This is a genomic window from Veillonella sp. 3627 (assembly GCF_003992195.1).
GTDB lineage: Bacteria > Bacillota > Negativicutes > Veillonellales > Veillonellaceae > F0422.
This window is the reverse complement of the sequence record NZ_RQVG01000001.1, coordinates 132,484-147,581: the sequence shown is the minus strand read 5'-3', so window position 1 is coordinate 147,581 and position 15,098 is coordinate 132,484. Positions and strand designations below refer to the sequence as shown.

The following is a 15,098-nucleotide window of genomic DNA, read 5'->3' as shown; positions in this document are numbered from 1 at the left end:
AAAATTAAGGTAAGGCTAAGGTCTTACCTTAATTATTTATAGGAGGAAAAATCATGGCTCAAATTACAGCAGCTTTAGTAAAAGAATTACGCGACATGACTGGCGCAGGTATGATGGATGCTAAAAAAGCATTGGTAGAAGTTGATGGCGATATCCAAAAAGCAGTTGACTTCCTTCGTGAAAAAGGCTTAGCAGCGGCAGCTAAAAAAGCTGGTCGTATTGCAGCTGAAGGTGTAGTAGCATCTTACATTCATGGTGGTGGACGTATCGGCGTACTAGTAGAAGTAAACTGTGAAACAGACTTCGTTGCTAAAACTGATGATTTCCAAGCTCTTTGTAAAGATGTAGCAATGCAAATTGCAGCAGCTAACCCAACATACTTAAAACGTGAAGATGTTCCAGCTAATATAATCGAACACGAAAAAGCTGTATTGATGGAACAAGCTAAAGTAGAAGCTGAAGAAGACGTTAAAGCTGGCCGTAAACCAAAACCAGAAGCAGTTCTTGAAAAAATGGTAGCTGGCCGCGTTGAAAAATTCTATAAAGAAAACTGCCTATTAGAACAAGTTTTCATTAAAGACGGTGAAAAAACTGTACAAGCTATGATCAATGAAGCAATCGCTAAAATCGGTGAAAACATTAACGTACGTCGTTATGTTCGCTATGCTTTAGGCGAAGGTATCGAAAAGAAACAAGACGATTTCGTTGCAGAAGTTATGGCTACTGTAGGTAAATAAGTACGGAGATAAGAGAACACCGCAAGTGTTCTCTTATTTTTGAATTATTTGTTAGAAACGTCATAAGGAGAAGGACATGAGTGAACGTAAATTTAAACGTATCGTATTAAAACTTAGCGGTGAAGCCTTAGCAGGTGATCAAGGATTTGGCATTAACCCACAAGTGGTAGAACCATTGGCACAAGAGATTGCATCACTTTCCAAAGAAAGTGGTATTGAAATTGCTATCGTTGTAGGTGGTGGAAATATTTGGCGTGGTCTATCCGGTAGTGCTAAAGGTATGGATCGTGCATCTGCTGATTATATGGGTATGATTGCAACAGTGATGAATGCTATTGCATTACAAGATGCTCTTGAAAATGCAGGCGTAGCAACTCGTGTTCAAACAGCGATTGAAATGCAAGAAGTAGCAGAACCATACATTCGTCGTCGTGCTATTCGTCACTTAGAAAAAGGTCGTATTGTTATCTTTGCAGCAGGTACGGGTAATCCATACTTCTCTACAGATACAACAGCTGCTTTGCGTGCTGCTGAAATCGAAGCAGATGCTATTTTAATGGCGAAAAAATTTGCTGATGGCGTATACGATTCCGACCCTAAAACAAATCCAAATGCTGTAAAATTCGATGAATTAACATACATGGATGTAATCAGCAAAGAATTGAAAGTAATGGATGCTACATCAACTACATTATGTAAAGATAATCATATTCCTATCGTTGTATTTAGCATGGATATTCCTGGTAACATCACACGTGCTGCTAAGGGAGAAGCCATCGGTACTATCGTAAAATAAAAGGTGAACACTATGGAAATTAAAGAAATTATTAGCCGCGAAGAAGCGCGCATGGATAAAACAATTGAATCCTTAAAACATGAATTTGCTAATGTTCGCACAGGTCGTGCGCATACATCTTTGTTGGATTCCGTTATGGTAGATTACTATGGTGCCCCAACACCTGTTAATCAAGTGGCAAACGTATCTGCTCCAGATCCTCGCATGATTTTAATCGCTCCATGGGATAAAACTATGATTGGTGCTATTGAAAAAGCTATTTTAACATCTGATTTAGGATTAAACCCTAATAATGATGGTGAGGCTATTCGTTTGGCTATCCCTCAATTGACAGAAGAACGTCGTAAAGAATTAGTAAAAGTAGTAAGCAAAAAAGCAGAAGATGCTAAAGTTGCAGTCCGTAACATTCGTCGTGATGCTAATGATGCAATCAAAAAAGAAGAAAAAGCGAAAACAATTACTGAAGATGTGTCAAAAGATGGACAAGAACAAGTTCAAAAATTGACTGACAAAAAAATTAAATTAATTGATGAACTTCGCGATATAAAAGAAAAGGATGTTATGTCTGTCTAATGGAACATACATCTATTTTGGGATTTCCATGGCAGCTTGCACAGTCTCTTTTGCAGGCTGCCTCTATCCCTTTTACTACAAAAATAGAAAAGAACTATAATCGGTTCTTTTCCATTTCTTCCGAAGAATGTTATGTAGGCCGTGTCATAGTAAAAGAAGGCGCATGGGAGATAGTTCTCTTTCATCCTATGGTAGCCAGTCATGTGGCGCAGTCGAATGAGGTACAGTATGCTAAAAAACTTATGGAAGAAAAGTAAACATCAAGAGAGACCGACTATAGATCCAACGAATATTCCAGAACATATTGCCATTATCATGGACGGTAACGGTAGATGGGCAAAGCGTAAAGGCATGCCACGGAGTATGGGTCATCGCGCAGGTGCGGAAGTATTAAAGGATATTGTGAAAGCAGCCCAAGGATTTGGTGTGAAAGCATTGACTGTCTATGGTTTTTCCACTGAAAACTGGAAACGACCAGAAGAAGAAGTCAGCCTGTTAATGGGTCTTATTAAAGAGTATTTACTTTCAAATGTAAAACGTATGCATGCGGAAGGTGTGCGCATTCGTTTTGTGGGAGATATAACCAAGTTATCTGAAGAGTTACAAGGAATCATCAAAGAATCTGAGGAATTAACAAAAGATAATAAGGGAATCACACTGCAATTAGCAATTAATTATGGGGGACGTGATGAACTCACAAGAGCTACAAAACGGATTGTCCAAGATGTGGCAAAGGGTGCTATCACTGAGGAAGATATTACAGAAACATTGATTTCTTCCTACTTAGATACAAAAGAATTTGACCGTGTGGATTTACTGATTCGACCAAGTAATGATGCACGAATTAGTAATTTCTTGTTATGGCAAATTGCTTATGCAGAGTTCTGGTTTACCCCTTTGCATTGGCCAGATTTTACACCGCAAGTGTTGGAAGAAGCCATCTTGGCATACCAACAACGTGAGCGTAGATTTGGTGGTTTAAAAGAGGAGAAATAATATGTTAAAAACCCGTCTCATCACAGCTTTGATTGGCGTTGTCTTGCTGGCGGTTGCCATCACCTATGGGGGCCTGTTTTTTAATCTTGTGATGTCCGTGTTAGCTGTCATCGGTTGGGTAGAATGTGTTAGCTTATTTCGTCATATGAAACGGCGTCTATTACCACTGTGGGGTCTAATTTATATTGCCCTTGTATGCGGTTCCTTACTATTTGGTAGCTACCCATTAGCTTTATTCTTAGGAATTTTGGTGATGTTAGCTATGGTCATTGAATACACCTTCTGTAACGGGAAAAGAACTCTTTCAACAGTGCAATCTACGATTAGTAGTTTGTTGTATGTTACCAGTGGGTTTATCGCATTGATGGTGTTGCGTGATAATAGTATCTATGAAAATACAACGTATTATGCTGGTCAAGAAGGCTTTGGTACGGCTGTCATTTGGCTTGTGTTGATAGCTATTTGGGCTAGTGATACATTTGCTTATTTTGTAGGCCGTTCTTTTGGAAAACGAAACATTGTACCAACTATTAGTCCTAATAAAACATTGGAAGGTTTTATTGGTGGTTTCATCGGCTGTATTTTAACAGGGTGGATTGGATCTCTTTCCTTAGGATTACCGCTGAATTTTGGCGTTGGTATAGGTGTCATTGTTGGGATATTAGCACCGCTAGGAGATTTATTTGAATCAAAATTAAAACGTGAGGCAAATAAAAAAGATTCTGGCACATTATTACCTGGCCACGGTGGCGTATTAGATCGTTTTGATAGTCTATTATTTGCTGCACCATTAGTGTTGGCATACATTCTTATGCTGTAATGATTTAATTGTAGGGAGACCTTTATGAAAGCTATAAGTATCTTAGGCTCCACGGGGTCTATAGGAACACAAACTTTAGATGTGATTCGTCAACATTCAGATCAATTCCAGGCAGTAGCGTTAGTAACACATAGAAATATTGATTTACTAGAGCAACAAATTACCGAATTTAAGCCAATTATGGCGGGTGTTGTAGATGAAAAGGCATATATACAATTAAGAGAACGCTATGATGGACCCACAGAAATTATTGGTGGTAAAGAAGCCTTATCAGTAGCGGCAACCTTGCCTGAAGCTACGATGGTTGTCACTGCCGTAGTTGGTGCTGCAGGCATTGAACCTACCATGGCTGCGATTCGTGCACAAAAAACGATTGGCCTTGCTAATAAAGAAACTTTAGTGGCTTGTGGATCTTTAATTACAAAAGCTGCCCAAGACAATGGTGTTTCAATTTTACCAATTGATAGTGAACATAGTGCTATCTTTCAATGTTTGGAAGGGCAAGATAGAAGTAACGTAGAAAAATTAATCATCACAGCTTCAGGTGGTGCCTTACGTCACTGGAAGTCAAACGATTTATATGGGGCAACAGCAAAAGATTGTTTAGCGCACCCAACATGGAATATGGGAAATAAAATTACTATTGATTCCGCCACTTTATTTAATAAAGGCCTAGAGGTTATTGAAGCCCATTGGCTTTTTGACTTTGATTACAATCATATTGATGTAGTGGTACATCCGCAAAGTATTGTACACTCTATGATTCAAATGAAAGATGGTGCTATTTTGGCACAATTAGGGAATCCAGATATGCGTGAGCCTATCCAATATGCGATGACCTATCCGAAACGATATCCATTACAAATGGAACATTTAGATTTTACCAAGGGATTAGATCTTCAGTTTATGGCACCTCGGTGGGATGATTTTCCTGCCTTACGACTAGCTTTCACAGTGGGAAAAGAAGGCGGTTATGCACCTGCTGTATTTAATGCAGCCAATGAAATGGCTGTGTATGCCTTACTGCATGAACGAATTACCTATGGACATATATATGAAGTAGTTTCTACCGTTCTTGAACGCATGATAAATGGCGTACCTACATCCATAGAAGAAGTACTTGCTATGGATGCCTGGGCTAGACAAGAAGCTACCAAAGAAATACAAAGGAGAAGTGCATGTTAATTACAATTTTAGGAGCTGTCTTCGTATTCGGCGTTATAGTTATGATTCACGAATTGGGGCACTTTCTAACTGCGAAAGCCTGTGGCATGCGTGTTGATGAATTTGCTATCGGTATTGGCCCTAATGTCGTTCAAAAGCAAAAAGGAGAAACACTATACTCCTTGCGTTTATTACCACTAGGTGGATTCAACAAAATTGCTGGTATGGATCCATCGGAAGATGCTGGCGAACGTGGTTTTAATAGTAAACCTGTATGGCAACGATTTATCGTTATCGCTGCAGGTGCTACATTTAACTTTTTATTGGCTATTGTGATATACTTTTTTGTATTTGCGTTCCATGGAACCACAATACCATCTCAGGAACCGATTATTGGAGATATATTAGCAGGAAATCCAGCGGCTACCGCTGGTATCCAAAAAGGAGACAAAATTGTATCCATTAATGGTCAATCCATTAAAGAATGGAAAGATATTACAGAGTCTTTAAAAGGTCATAGCAATCATGTAGTATCAGTTACCTTAGATAGAAATGGTGAGACTATATCTACGACAGTGATTCCTCGTGAATCTGGTGATAGAGCCGTTATCGGAATCAATCCAGTATTGGAAGTAAAAGAGTATAGTATTGGCGAATCTGCGGTGCATGCTGTATCCCACACTGGATCTACCCTTACTGATATGGTACAAGGATTGTGGAATATTGTAACAGGACATAGTAAAGGCGATGTAGCGGGTCCTATCGGTGTAGCACAAATGGCAGGGCAAGTAGCACAACATGGTTTTATCAGTTTGCTACTATTTACTGCATTATTGAGCTTAAACCTTGGAGTTATCAACCTATTGCCAATTCCCGTCCTAGATGGTGGCCACTTGGTGTTATTAATTCTAGAAGGAATTACAGGCCGTAAACTACCAGAGAAGGCATTACAATACATCCAAATGACTGGTGTAGGCCTATTATTATTAGTGTTTGTATATTCTACATTCCAAGATATTCTACGATTATTTTAGAGGTATCCTATGATAGAACGTAAACCGACAAAAGGTATTCAAGTGGGTACCGTCCATATTGGTGATAACGCACCTGTCAGTATCCAATCTATGATTACTACAAATCCTGTGAAAGTAGAACAATCTATTGAGGAAATCAATCGCCTAGCTACTGCTGGTTGTGAATTGGTTCGTTTAGCTGTTCCTGATATGGCTGCAGCAAAAGCAATTAAAGATATCAAAGAGCGTGCGATGATTCCATTAATTGCGGATATCCATTTTGACTATCGGTTAGCACTGCAAGCTATTGACAGTGGGATTGATGGGCTTCGCATTAATCCAGGAAATATAGGTAGTATCGATAATGTGATAAAAGTTGTGGAAAAAGCGAAACCAAAATTGATTCCTATTCGTATAGGTGTCAATGCTGGTTCTTTACCACAGCATGTATTAGATGCCCATGGTGGACATCCTACAGCGGATGGTATGGTGGATACTGCCTTAGAACATATTCGTATTTTAGAATCTTTAGAATATGACCAAATAAAAGTTTCTATTAAAGCTACAGATGTACCTTTAATGATTGAAGCATACCGCAAATTATCTAGTAAAATACCATATCCATTGCATTTAGGTGTAACGGAAGCAGGCACTATCAAACAAGGAACGATTAAATCGGCTATCGGTATTGGAACACTCTTAGCAGATGGTATCGGTGATACCATTCGTGTGTCCTTAACGGGCGATCCAATCCATGAGGTAGAAGTAGCAAAAACTATTTTAAGTTCTTTGGAACTTCGTACCTTTGGAGCGACTATGATTTCTTGTCCTACCTGTGGCAGATGTCAAGTCAATTTATTCAATATGGCAGACATTGTTGAAGAACGTTTGAAGGCTATAAAAGCCCCAATCCGTGTAGCTGTTATGGGATGTGTAGTAAATGGACCTGGAGAAGCACGAGAAGCTGATTTTGGTATTGCAGGAGGTAAAGGACAAGGTATTATTTTCCGTAAAGGAAAAGTATTAAAAACTGTACCAGAACAAGAGTTGGTAGATACCTTATTTGCTGAAATCGATCACTATCTTTTAATGTTAGAAGATAATTAAGAGTATGAATCATATAGAATATAAAGGAGTATGTTATGTTAGCAAGTCGCTTATATGCACCGACATTACGTGAAATGCCTTCCGATGCTGATGTAATCAGCCAACAGTTAATGTTGCGTGCAGGTTTTGTTCGTAAAGTAGCAGGTGGATTATATACTTATTTACCATTGGCTTGGCGTAGTATTCATAAAATTAATGAAATTATTCGTGAAGAAATGGAAGCTATCAATAGCCAAGAAATCATGATGCCGATCTTACAACCTAGTGAACTATGGGAAGAATCTGGTCGTTGGGCTGCGTATGGCGCAGAAATGATGCGTATTTCTGATCGTCATGGCCGTGAATATTGCTTAGGACCAACTCATGAAGAAATGGTAACTAATCTAGTGCGTGGAGAAGTCAATTCCTATCGTCAATTACCGTTAAGTTTATATCAAATTCAAAATAAATATCGCGATGAACGTCGTCCACGCTATGGACTGATGCGTAGCCGTGAGTTCATCATGAAAGATGCCTATTCCTTTGACATCGATGAAGAAGGTATGAGCAAGTCTTTTTGGGATATGTATGAGGCATATAGTAAAATTTTCAAACGTTGTGGCTTAACATGTAAAGCAGTAGAAGCAGATAATGGTGCCATTGGTGGTTCCGGTAGCTTTGAGTTCATGGCTTTGGCGGAATCTGGTGAGGCAGATGTTATCCACTGCACAAAATGTGATTATGCTGCAAACATTGAAATTGGCCAACCAAAAGCATTGGAAGTGGATACAGAAGAAGCTAAGGCATTGAAAACAGTATCTACACCAGATGCTAAATCAATTCAAGCGGTAGCCGATATGTTACAATTGCCATTGGAAAAAACAATTAAAGCAGTAGTCTACAACATTGAAGGTAAAGTTATTCTTGCCATTGTTCGTGGTGACCATGAAGTGAATGAAATCGCTGTACAACGTGCTGTAGAAGGCGGTATTGAACCAGAAATGGCAACCCCAGAAGATTTAGCACGTGTAGGATTAACAGCTGGATTTATTAGCCCAGTGGGACTTTCACAATCTGAAGAGTTTGCCATTGTAGTGGATGAAACAGTGATGAACTTACATAATGTATGTGGTGGTGCTAATACAGCAGATGCGCATTATATCAATATCAATCCTAACCGTGATTTCAATGTAGATGATATCATTGTGGCACCAATTCGTTTGATTACTCTCGATGATCCATGCCCTAAATGCAGTGGTCAACTTCGCATCGATAAAGGTATCGAAGTAGGTCAAGTATTTAAATTGGGTACGAAATACTCTGAATCAATGAATGCCACAGTATTGAACCAAGGTGGCCGTCCAACTCCATTCCAAATGGGTTGCTATGGTATCGGTGTAGGACGTACATTGGCGGCTGCTATTGAACAAAGCTATGATGAAAATGGTATCATCTGGCCAGTAGCAATTGCTCCATTCGAGGTTGTTATTGTTCCAATTAATGCGAAAGATGATGCTTTGATGGAAGTGAGCGAACGCTTGTATAAAGAGATGAAACAAGCTGGTGTTGATGTACTATTGGATGATCGTAAGGACCGTGCAGGTGTTAAATTTAAAGACGCAGATTTGATTGGCTATCCTGTACGCATCACGGTAAGTAAAAATACTATCGAATCTGGCGAAGTAGAATTACGTATTCGTAAAGATGGTTCTACAAGCACTCTTAAAATTGATGAGGTAAGTACCTCTGTACAAGGATTACTTCGTCTGTTGAAAGATGGATATAGCATTTAATTGCACACATTGAACTGCATAGAATTAGAGAGAACGACTCATCGAGGATACCTTGATGAGTCGTTTTAATTACAAAAAACCGCTTATTCATCGTATTCGTGAACACTTACGAACACTTATGAATAAGCGGTTATTTCATTTGGTATTGTGGTGGAGACGAGGGGAGTCGAACCCCTGTCCAAACATGTTGCCCCCTAGACCTCTCCGAGCGCAGTTGATGTTTTAAACTTCGAATAGTGTTTGGACATCAACAACCTAAGCTATTCTAGCTCATGAGATTTAACTAGCTCTAATTGAGCGGATAGAACTAGCTAGCCCGTAGTTTGACGCCACATCCCTCTCCACGGGCGAGAGAAGGTGTGACGTAGCTTATGCAGCTAATGCAAAATTTTCTTCTGCGTTTAATTTAAGTTTCACTGTTTTATGGTCAAGTGAGACACCAGCTCGCTTTCTAAGATACATCCATACCTGTCGAAACCTTTACGTCCCCATATGTAATTATTGTCTTATAATTATATAGATATATCTTGTGAAAGTCAAATGTAATATGTACTTTTTTTTAAAGATAGTGTATACTATTAAATATCATTCCTAGTACAGAGTCACAGGAGGAATCCTATGTCATATGAAACAGAAACAGTAGCTGAGTTTGAAAGGTTTTCATCATTATCTGATGAAGAGATTGTTGATATCTATCAACGTGAAAACAATCATTTTGCTACTGATTATATTGTTCAACGATATAAAAATTTTGTACGCTCTAAAGCTAGGTCCTATTTTTTAATGGGTGCTGATAAAGAAGATATTATTCAAGAAGGTATGATTGGTTTGTATAAAGCAACAAGAGACTATAATCGAGACCGTGAGGTCAGTTTTAAATCATTTGCTGAATTATGTATTACAAGACAAATCATTTCTGCTATCAAAGGGGCTAGTCGTCAAAAGCACATTCCTTTGAATTCCTATATCTCTTTAAATAAACCAGCCTATGATGATTCAGAGCGAACTTTAATAGAAGTACTGGAAACAGAAAAAAATTTAGACCCAGAGGAAGTAGTTATTAATAGAGAGCAATACGCTCTTATTAAAGAAGTGATGGAGGCTGTTCTGAGCCCTCTAGAATGGGATGTATTACGTGGATATATGGATGCCAAATCCTACCAAGAAATGGCAGAAGAACATCATCGTTCTATAAAATCTATTGATAATGCATTGCAACGAGTAAAGAAAAAAATGGAAGTTTACTTCGGGCATAACCGTTAATACAGAAAGGAAGAGATTCATGAGAGATTTTCTAATGGTTGTTGAAATTATTATTTCTATTCTTTTAATTGTGGTAGTAGTAGCACAGACCGGTAAAAGTGCAGGTATGGGTGGTGCTGTTTCTGGCGCAGCTGATTCCGTATTCGGTGGGAAAGAACGTGGTGTAGATGGATTCTTATCACGGTGTACAGTTGTGTTAGCGACACTATTCATTTTGGTTAGCTTAGCATTAGATTTAGTGTTAAGTTCTTATTAATACACAAAAAACCCTACCCTATGGTAGGTTTTTTTTATAGATATATTGAGGTACTATGAGAGACGAAATCTTACAATTTTTTAGAGATATATGGCCTGAATCTTATCATATAGAAGATGTTCCTTTCATTTTGGGCTATAAAGATGAGGAAATTAAAGCATATTTTTCTATTTTACATGATTTAGAAACTGCAGGCTCTATTTGCATTAAAGATGGTGAATATGCAACCTATCAAAAAACAGAAAATAGGAAATTACTAGGTATCTATAAAGCTAGTAAAAAAGGGTTTGGATTTGTTATACCTACAGAGGGAAACTTACCAGATATATTCATTCCCAATGGTTGCTCAGGCACAGCCATGCATGATGATGAAGTAGAATATATAATCAAACGGAAAGGAACTAGTGAGCGAAAAGCTGAAGGTATTATCCATCGTATTATGACTCGAAATACGAATCGTGTAGTAGGTGTTTTTGAGCGTCTAAAAATAAGTGGATTTGTTACACCTCATAATGAACGATTAGGTGAGGATATTTATATTCCTTTAGAAGCTACTTTAGATGCTAGAAGTGGTGCTACCGTAGTGGTAGAATTAACTGCTTGGCCAGAAGAAAATCGTAAAGCAGAAGGAAAAATTGTAGAAATTGTAGGGGATAGTTCTACCCCAGATTTAGATGTCTTGTCAGTGATGGCTACCTTTAATTTGCCAAAAGAGTTTCCAAAAGACGTGCAAGAAGAGGCCCGGAAGATTTCTTTCACAGTTACTGATGAAGCAGACCGCTTAGATTTGCGACACCAAGAAATGATCACCATCGATGGAGAAGATGCGAAAGATTTAGATGATGCTGTGCATGCGAAAGTATTGGATAATGGCAATATTGAATTGGGGGTTCATATTGCAGACGTCAGCCATTACGTGCCAGCTGGATCAATCATTGACCAAGAGGCATACCGCCGTGGCACTAGTGTGTATTTGGTGGATCGTGTGATCCCTATGTTACCAGTGGAACTATCAAACGGTATTTGTTCCTTACAAGCCAAGGAAGATCGCTATGCCATGTCCTGTATTATGGAAGTAAGTCCTCAAGGTAAAGTGTTGCGATATTCCATAAAGCCATCCATTATTCATATCACTCGTCGTTGTAGCTATAAGGAAATCTACTTAGCCTTAGAAGAGAATATCATTCCTGATGATTTGGTACCACTTATGGCAATGGTGAAAATCCTAGAAACATTGGCATACCAATTAATGAAGATGCGTCAACAAGCAGGGGCCATAAGTTTTGAGTTTCCAGAATATAAGGTTCTCTTAGATGGTATGGGAACACCACAACGAATCGTACGAAAAGATAGAACCATTGCAGAAAAATTAATCGAACAATGTATGTTATTAGCCAATGAAACCGTAGCTACATTTCTTAGTGAACGGTTAGATACTTCTGTGTATCGTATTCATGAAGAACCAAAAGATACGAAGTTAGAACAACTTATTACAGTATTACACCATGCAGGGTATCCTGTAAAACTACCGACCAAGGTTGAGCCTAAACATATTGAAGAGTTATTACAATCTGTGGCTGGTACAGAGATTGAACCTGTGGTACAAATCATGGTCCTTCGTTCTATGCAACAAGCAAAATATAGTTCTGATAATATGGGACACTTTGGTCTGGCATCTTCTACGTACACCCATTTTACATCACCTATCCGTCGCTATCCAGATTTGATGATTCATCGACTATTGCGCTATGTCCTAGAAGGCAAACCAAAACGACTCTCGCCGATTGCTGATGAGTCCTATTTAACACATAGTGCCAGTCATTGCTCAGAGCGTGAACAAATCGCTACAGAAGCAGAACGGGAAACTTTGGATATGAAAAAGGTTCAGTATATGGCGCAATATGTTGGTGAAAGTTTCGAGGGACATGTAAGTTCAATTACTGCCTTTGGTTTATTTATTGAACTTAATAATGGGGTAGATGGTTTAGTACCGTATAATTTGATGGATGATGACCATTATGTCTTTGACGAACCACATTATATGGCCTATGGTAGACGAAGTGGAAAGGAATATCACTTAGGTACATCGGTGACAGTAACATTGATTAAAGCTGATACAGAGCTTCGGCAAATCGATTTTGTCATTGGTGAAGTCGAATACATCGATAGATACTTACGGCGAGGACAAGGTCGTGAAGAATCACTTTCAAAACCAAAACGGGGAAATAGAAAATCCTATAAGAAGCAAAAAGAAGAGAAACGAAAAAGTCGAGATAGACAAACTCATGATATAATAGAAACGACAGGTACCACGAAAGCGGTAGAGCAAATGCTACGCAAGTTGGATTCAAAAAAGAAAACAGCGTTTTATGAAACGATACACAAAAAAAGTAATCATAAAAAAGGAAAGAAACAGAGGAAACGGTAATGGCGAAAGATAACAATGCATTAATTGTAGATAATCGCAAAGCTAGGCATGACTTTCACATTCATGAAACCTATGAAGCAGGGATTGCCCTTACGGGAACGGAAGTGAAATCCATTCGAGCTGGTCGCATCAATTTAAAAGATAGTTTTTGCCGTATTGAACATGGTGAACTTTTCTTATACCAAGTACATATCAGTAAATACGAGCAAGGCAATCAATTTAATCATGAGCCAGAACGGACACGTAAATTGCTTATGCATAAACGGGAGATTCATAAATTATTAGGGCAAGTAAAAGAAAAAGGTTACTCTTTGATCCCCTTGAACTTTCACTATAGTCATGGGTATGTAAAAGTTACCATTGGCCTTGTGACGGGTAAGAAAAATTACGATAAACGACAAGATATGGCGGAGCGAGATGCAAAACGAGATATTCAACGCCGTATGAAAGAACAAAATCGTTAGGAAAGGAGGGTCTATGTTAGTCGATTTCCACATGCATACAAATGTATCAGACGGTACGTATATGCCAAGGGATTTAGTGGCATTAGCAAAAGAGAAACAAATACAAGCGATATCTATTACAGATCATGATGAAGTTGGTGCCTACGGTCAATTAACAAATGAGGATAGAACAGGGATTCAAATCTATCATGGCTGTGAGTTTAGTACCTATTACAATGAGAAAGAAGTGCACGTATTGGGATATCAATTTTCCTTAGACCATCCAGAACTACAGGATTATATTTCTCACTTTAAAGAAGTGCGTCGTTCTAGAATCCATAAAATGGTGGATAAATGTGCTGAGGCAGGTTATGATATTTCCTACGAGGAATTAGTAAATACATTCACTGATGCAGTGTCCTTTGGGCGCCCTCATATTGCGCAATTACTCATTGCTCACGGCTATGTGAAAACCGTAGGGGAAGCCTTTGATACTATGTTAAACCCCAATGGTCCTTGCTTTGTGCCGAAGGAAAAGTATGCCCCACAACAGGCTATCGATTTGATTCATCGTGCGGGAGGTATCGCTGTGTTAGCCCATCCTAAATTAGTGGAAAATGACACCTATGTGCATGAATTACTAGCACTTCCTTTTGATGGCGTAGAGGTCTATCATTCTAGTCATTCCACCAAGGATAGTACTAAATATCGAAAGATTGCAGAGACTCGTGGATTGTTAATATCTGGTGGATCCGACTTTCATGGTATTCAAGATCGTTTCCCTGAAAGTATCGGTCTTGGAGAATACGAAATACAACATGAGTGGGTAGCTAATTTTATGAAAGCCTTACAAGGAGCATAGAGGTGTAATATGGATGTGATCGCATTTATTGGCCCTAGCGGAACAGGTAAAAGTCATAGAGCATTGGTGGTGGCACATGAACATCATGCATCTTGTATCATTGATGATGGAATTTTAATTCATAATAATCGTATTGTAGGTGGTTTTTCTGCAAAAAAAGAAGAAAATCGCATTAAAGCAGTTCGACGTGCTATCTTTCAGGATAAAAGACAGGTAGAAAGCGTAAGAAAAGCGCTAGATGAAATTCAACCAGAACGCCTTATGATATTAGGTACGTCGGAAAATATGATTGGAAAAATCACGAAAGCCCTCGGCATCCCTGGGCCGTCCTATTATATCTATATTGAAGATGTAGCCACCCCAAAAGATATTGAAAAAGCACAACACGCTAGATTAAAGGAAGGAAAGCATATTATTCCTGTTCCAACTGTTGAATTGAAGCCTCATTTTAAAGGCTTTTTAATCGACCCTATTAAATCTTTCTGGCGAAGAACTAGATTATCTTCGAAACAAGATGAAGGATGGGAAAAATCTGTTATCCGTCCAGCTTTTAGCTATTATGGAAAACTAGTTTTTGAAGATGCAGTGATTCAAGCACTCATCAGGAATAGCATTGAAAAATCTCCAGGTGTGACAGATGTACGCAGTATGGACATTAAGAAAAGTAAAGAAGTCACTAATGGTTTAATCTTACAAATTGACGTTACCGTTATGCTAGGATTCGTGGTAAAGGAAATCATGGATACCTTGCAAAAAACGATACGTCAAGAAATTGAATATATTACAGGCATGTCTATCGAAAGGCTTGCCATTAAGGTAGGTGGCACCATTGAGCCATCAAAAGTAAAATACAAGCATAAGGAGTAAT

The 15,098-nt window shown here is 38.6% G+C and carries 16 protein-coding genes and 1 other RNA gene; 16 read left to right on the top strand and 1 reads right to left on the bottom strand.

Features of this window, described 5'->3' with window-relative positions:
- Positions 1 to 53: 53 nt before the first annotated feature.
- From tsf to EO114_RS00645, 10 genes are all read left to right on the top strand, one after another.
- Positions 54 to 737 carry a translation elongation factor Ts gene (gene tsf / locus EO114_RS00690; RefSeq protein ID WP_009352758.1) on the top strand — a complete coding sequence of 228 codons (684 nt, stop codon included), beginning with the start codon at positions 54 to 56 and terminating at the stop codon, positions 735 to 737.
- A 76-nt stretch (positions 738 to 813) separates the two neighbouring features.
- Positions 814 to 1,533, top strand: coding sequence for a UMP kinase (pyrH, locus tag EO114_RS00685; protein WP_127010600.1), 720 nt, complete (start codon positions 814 to 816; stop codon positions 1,531 to 1,533).
- Between the two features lie 12 nt (positions 1,534 to 1,545).
- On the top strand, positions 1,546 to 2,106 hold the full coding sequence (gene frr / locus EO114_RS00680) for a ribosome recycling factor (protein ID WP_009352764.1): 561 nt from the start codon (positions 1,546 to 1,548) through the stop codon (positions 2,104 to 2,106).
- Entirely contained in the window at positions 2,106 to 2,363 is a 258-nt protein-coding gene (locus EO114_RS00675) for a hypothetical protein (RefSeq protein ID WP_009352768.1), read from the top strand. The genes frr and EO114_RS00675 overlap by 1 nt, the downstream gene beginning before the upstream one ends.
- Positions 2,335 to 3,102 (top strand): isoprenyl transferase, encoded by a 768-nt coding sequence (locus EO114_RS00670; RefSeq protein ID WP_126940338.1) that lies wholly within the window; start codon positions 2,335 to 2,337, stop codon positions 3,100 to 3,102. Before EO114_RS00675 ends, EO114_RS00670 begins: the two co-directional genes overlap by 29 nt.
- Position 3,103: 1 nt before the next feature.
- Positions 3,104 to 3,922, top strand: coding sequence for a phosphatidate cytidylyltransferase (locus EO114_RS00665; protein WP_127060901.1), 819 nt, complete (start codon positions 3,104 to 3,106; stop codon positions 3,920 to 3,922).
- A gap of 24 nt (positions 3,923 to 3,946) precedes the next feature.
- Complete coding sequence (locus EO114_RS00660; RefSeq protein ID WP_126940336.1) at positions 3,947 to 5,107, top strand: 1-deoxy-D-xylulose-5-phosphate reductoisomerase; 1,161 nt, start codon at positions 3,947 to 3,949, stop codon at positions 5,105 to 5,107.
- Positions 5,101 to 6,120 (top strand): RIP metalloprotease RseP, encoded by a 1,020-nt coding sequence (gene rseP, locus EO114_RS00655; RefSeq protein ID WP_127060899.1) that lies wholly within the window; start codon positions 5,101 to 5,103, stop codon positions 6,118 to 6,120. The genes EO114_RS00660 and rseP overlap by 7 nt, the downstream gene beginning before the upstream one ends.
- 9 nt (positions 6,121 to 6,129) lie before the next feature.
- The gene (gene ispG / locus EO114_RS00650; RefSeq protein WP_127060897.1) at positions 6,130 to 7,206 is read left to right on the top strand and encodes a flavodoxin-dependent (E)-4-hydroxy-3-methylbut-2-enyl-diphosphate synthase; all 1,077 of its coding nucleotides are present in this window, start codon (positions 6,130 to 6,132) and stop codon (positions 7,204 to 7,206) included.
- Between the two features lie 35 nt (positions 7,207 to 7,241).
- On the top strand, positions 7,242 to 8,978 hold the full coding sequence (locus tag EO114_RS00645) for a proline--tRNA ligase (protein WP_127060895.1): 1,737 nt from the start codon (positions 7,242 to 7,244) through the stop codon (positions 8,976 to 8,978).
- 148 nt (positions 8,979 to 9,126) lie between these two features.
- Here EO114_RS00645 and ssrA read toward each other — a convergent pair.
- Positions 9,127 to 9,468, bottom strand: a transfer-messenger RNA (tmRNA) gene (gene ssrA, locus EO114_RS00640).
- Between the two features lie 128 nt (positions 9,469 to 9,596).
- Here ssrA and sigH point away from each other — a divergent pair.
- The 6 genes from sigH to EO114_RS00610 are packed head-to-tail and all read left to right on the top strand — an operon-like array spanning position 9,597 to position 15,097.
- Positions 9,597 to 10,241, top strand: coding sequence for an RNA polymerase sporulation sigma factor SigH (gene sigH / locus EO114_RS00635; RefSeq protein WP_062402655.1), 645 nt, complete (start codon positions 9,597 to 9,599; stop codon positions 10,239 to 10,241).
- 19 nt (positions 10,242 to 10,260) lie between these two features.
- Positions 10,261 to 10,497, top strand: coding sequence for a preprotein translocase subunit SecG (gene secG, locus EO114_RS00630; protein ID WP_038144301.1), 237 nt, complete (start codon positions 10,261 to 10,263; stop codon positions 10,495 to 10,497).
- A gap of 55 nt (positions 10,498 to 10,552) precedes the next feature.
- Entirely contained in the window at positions 10,553 to 12,925 is a 2,373-nt protein-coding gene (rnr, locus tag EO114_RS00625; protein ID WP_127060893.1) for a ribonuclease R, read from the top strand.
- Positions 12,925 to 13,389, top strand: a complete 465-nt coding sequence (gene smpB / locus EO114_RS00620; protein ID WP_009352740.1) for an SsrA-binding protein SmpB — start codon at positions 12,925 to 12,927, stop codon at positions 13,387 to 13,389. The genes rnr and smpB overlap by 1 nt, the downstream gene beginning before the upstream one ends.
- 13 nt (positions 13,390 to 13,402) lie before the next feature.
- Positions 13,403 to 14,230 carry a PHP domain-containing protein gene (locus EO114_RS00615; protein WP_127060891.1) on the top strand — a complete coding sequence of 276 codons (828 nt, stop codon included), beginning with the start codon at positions 13,403 to 13,405 and terminating at the stop codon, positions 14,228 to 14,230.
- A gap of 9 nt (positions 14,231 to 14,239) precedes the next feature.
- Entirely contained in the window at positions 14,240 to 15,097 is an 858-nt protein-coding gene (locus EO114_RS00610; RefSeq protein ID WP_127060888.1) for a hypothetical protein, read from the top strand.
- Position 15,098: the final 1 nt, after the last annotated feature.

What these genes read in the sequence shown, in the direction of transcription:
- tsf (WP_009352758.1), top strand. Translation starts at nt 54, where the DNA reads ATGGCTCAAATTACAGCAGCTTTAGTAAAAGAATTACGCGACATGACT.
- pyrH (WP_127010600.1), top strand. Translation starts at nt 814, where the DNA reads ATGAGTGAACGTAAATTTAAACGTATCGTATTAAAACTTAGCGGTGAA.
- frr (WP_009352764.1), top strand. Translation starts at nt 1,546, where the DNA reads ATGGAAATTAAAGAAATTATTAGCCGCGAAGAAGCGCGCATGGATAAA.
- EO114_RS00675 (WP_009352768.1), top strand. Translation starts at nt 2,106, where the DNA reads ATGGAACATACATCTATTTTGGGATTTCCATGGCAGCTTGCACAGTCT.
- EO114_RS00670 (WP_126940338.1), top strand. Translation starts at nt 2,335, where the DNA reads ATGCTAAAAAACTTATGGAAGAAAAGTAAACATCAAGAGAGACCGACT.
- EO114_RS00665 (WP_127060901.1), top strand. Translation starts at nt 3,104, where the DNA reads ATGTTAAAAACCCGTCTCATCACAGCTTTGATTGGCGTTGTCTTGCTG.
- EO114_RS00660 (WP_126940336.1), top strand. Translation starts at nt 3,947, where the DNA reads ATGAAAGCTATAAGTATCTTAGGCTCCACGGGGTCTATAGGAACACAA.
- rseP (WP_127060899.1), top strand. Translation starts at nt 5,101, where the DNA reads ATGTTAATTACAATTTTAGGAGCTGTCTTCGTATTCGGCGTTATAGTT.
- ispG (WP_127060897.1), top strand. Translation starts at nt 6,130, where the DNA reads ATGATAGAACGTAAACCGACAAAAGGTATTCAAGTGGGTACCGTCCAT.
- EO114_RS00645 (WP_127060895.1), top strand. Translation starts at nt 7,242, where the DNA reads ATGTTAGCAAGTCGCTTATATGCACCGACATTACGTGAAATGCCTTCC.
- sigH (WP_062402655.1), top strand. Translation starts at nt 9,597, where the DNA reads ATGTCATATGAAACAGAAACAGTAGCTGAGTTTGAAAGGTTTTCATCA.
- secG (WP_038144301.1), top strand. Translation starts at nt 10,261, where the DNA reads ATGAGAGATTTTCTAATGGTTGTTGAAATTATTATTTCTATTCTTTTA.
- rnr (WP_127060893.1), top strand. Translation starts at nt 10,553, where the DNA reads ATGAGAGACGAAATCTTACAATTTTTTAGAGATATATGGCCTGAATCT.
- smpB (WP_009352740.1), top strand. Translation starts at nt 12,925, where the DNA reads ATGGCGAAAGATAACAATGCATTAATTGTAGATAATCGCAAAGCTAGG.
- EO114_RS00615 (WP_127060891.1), top strand. Translation starts at nt 13,403, where the DNA reads ATGTTAGTCGATTTCCACATGCATACAAATGTATCAGACGGTACGTAT.
- EO114_RS00610 (WP_127060888.1), top strand. Translation starts at nt 14,240, where the DNA reads ATGGATGTGATCGCATTTATTGGCCCTAGCGGAACAGGTAAAAGTCAT.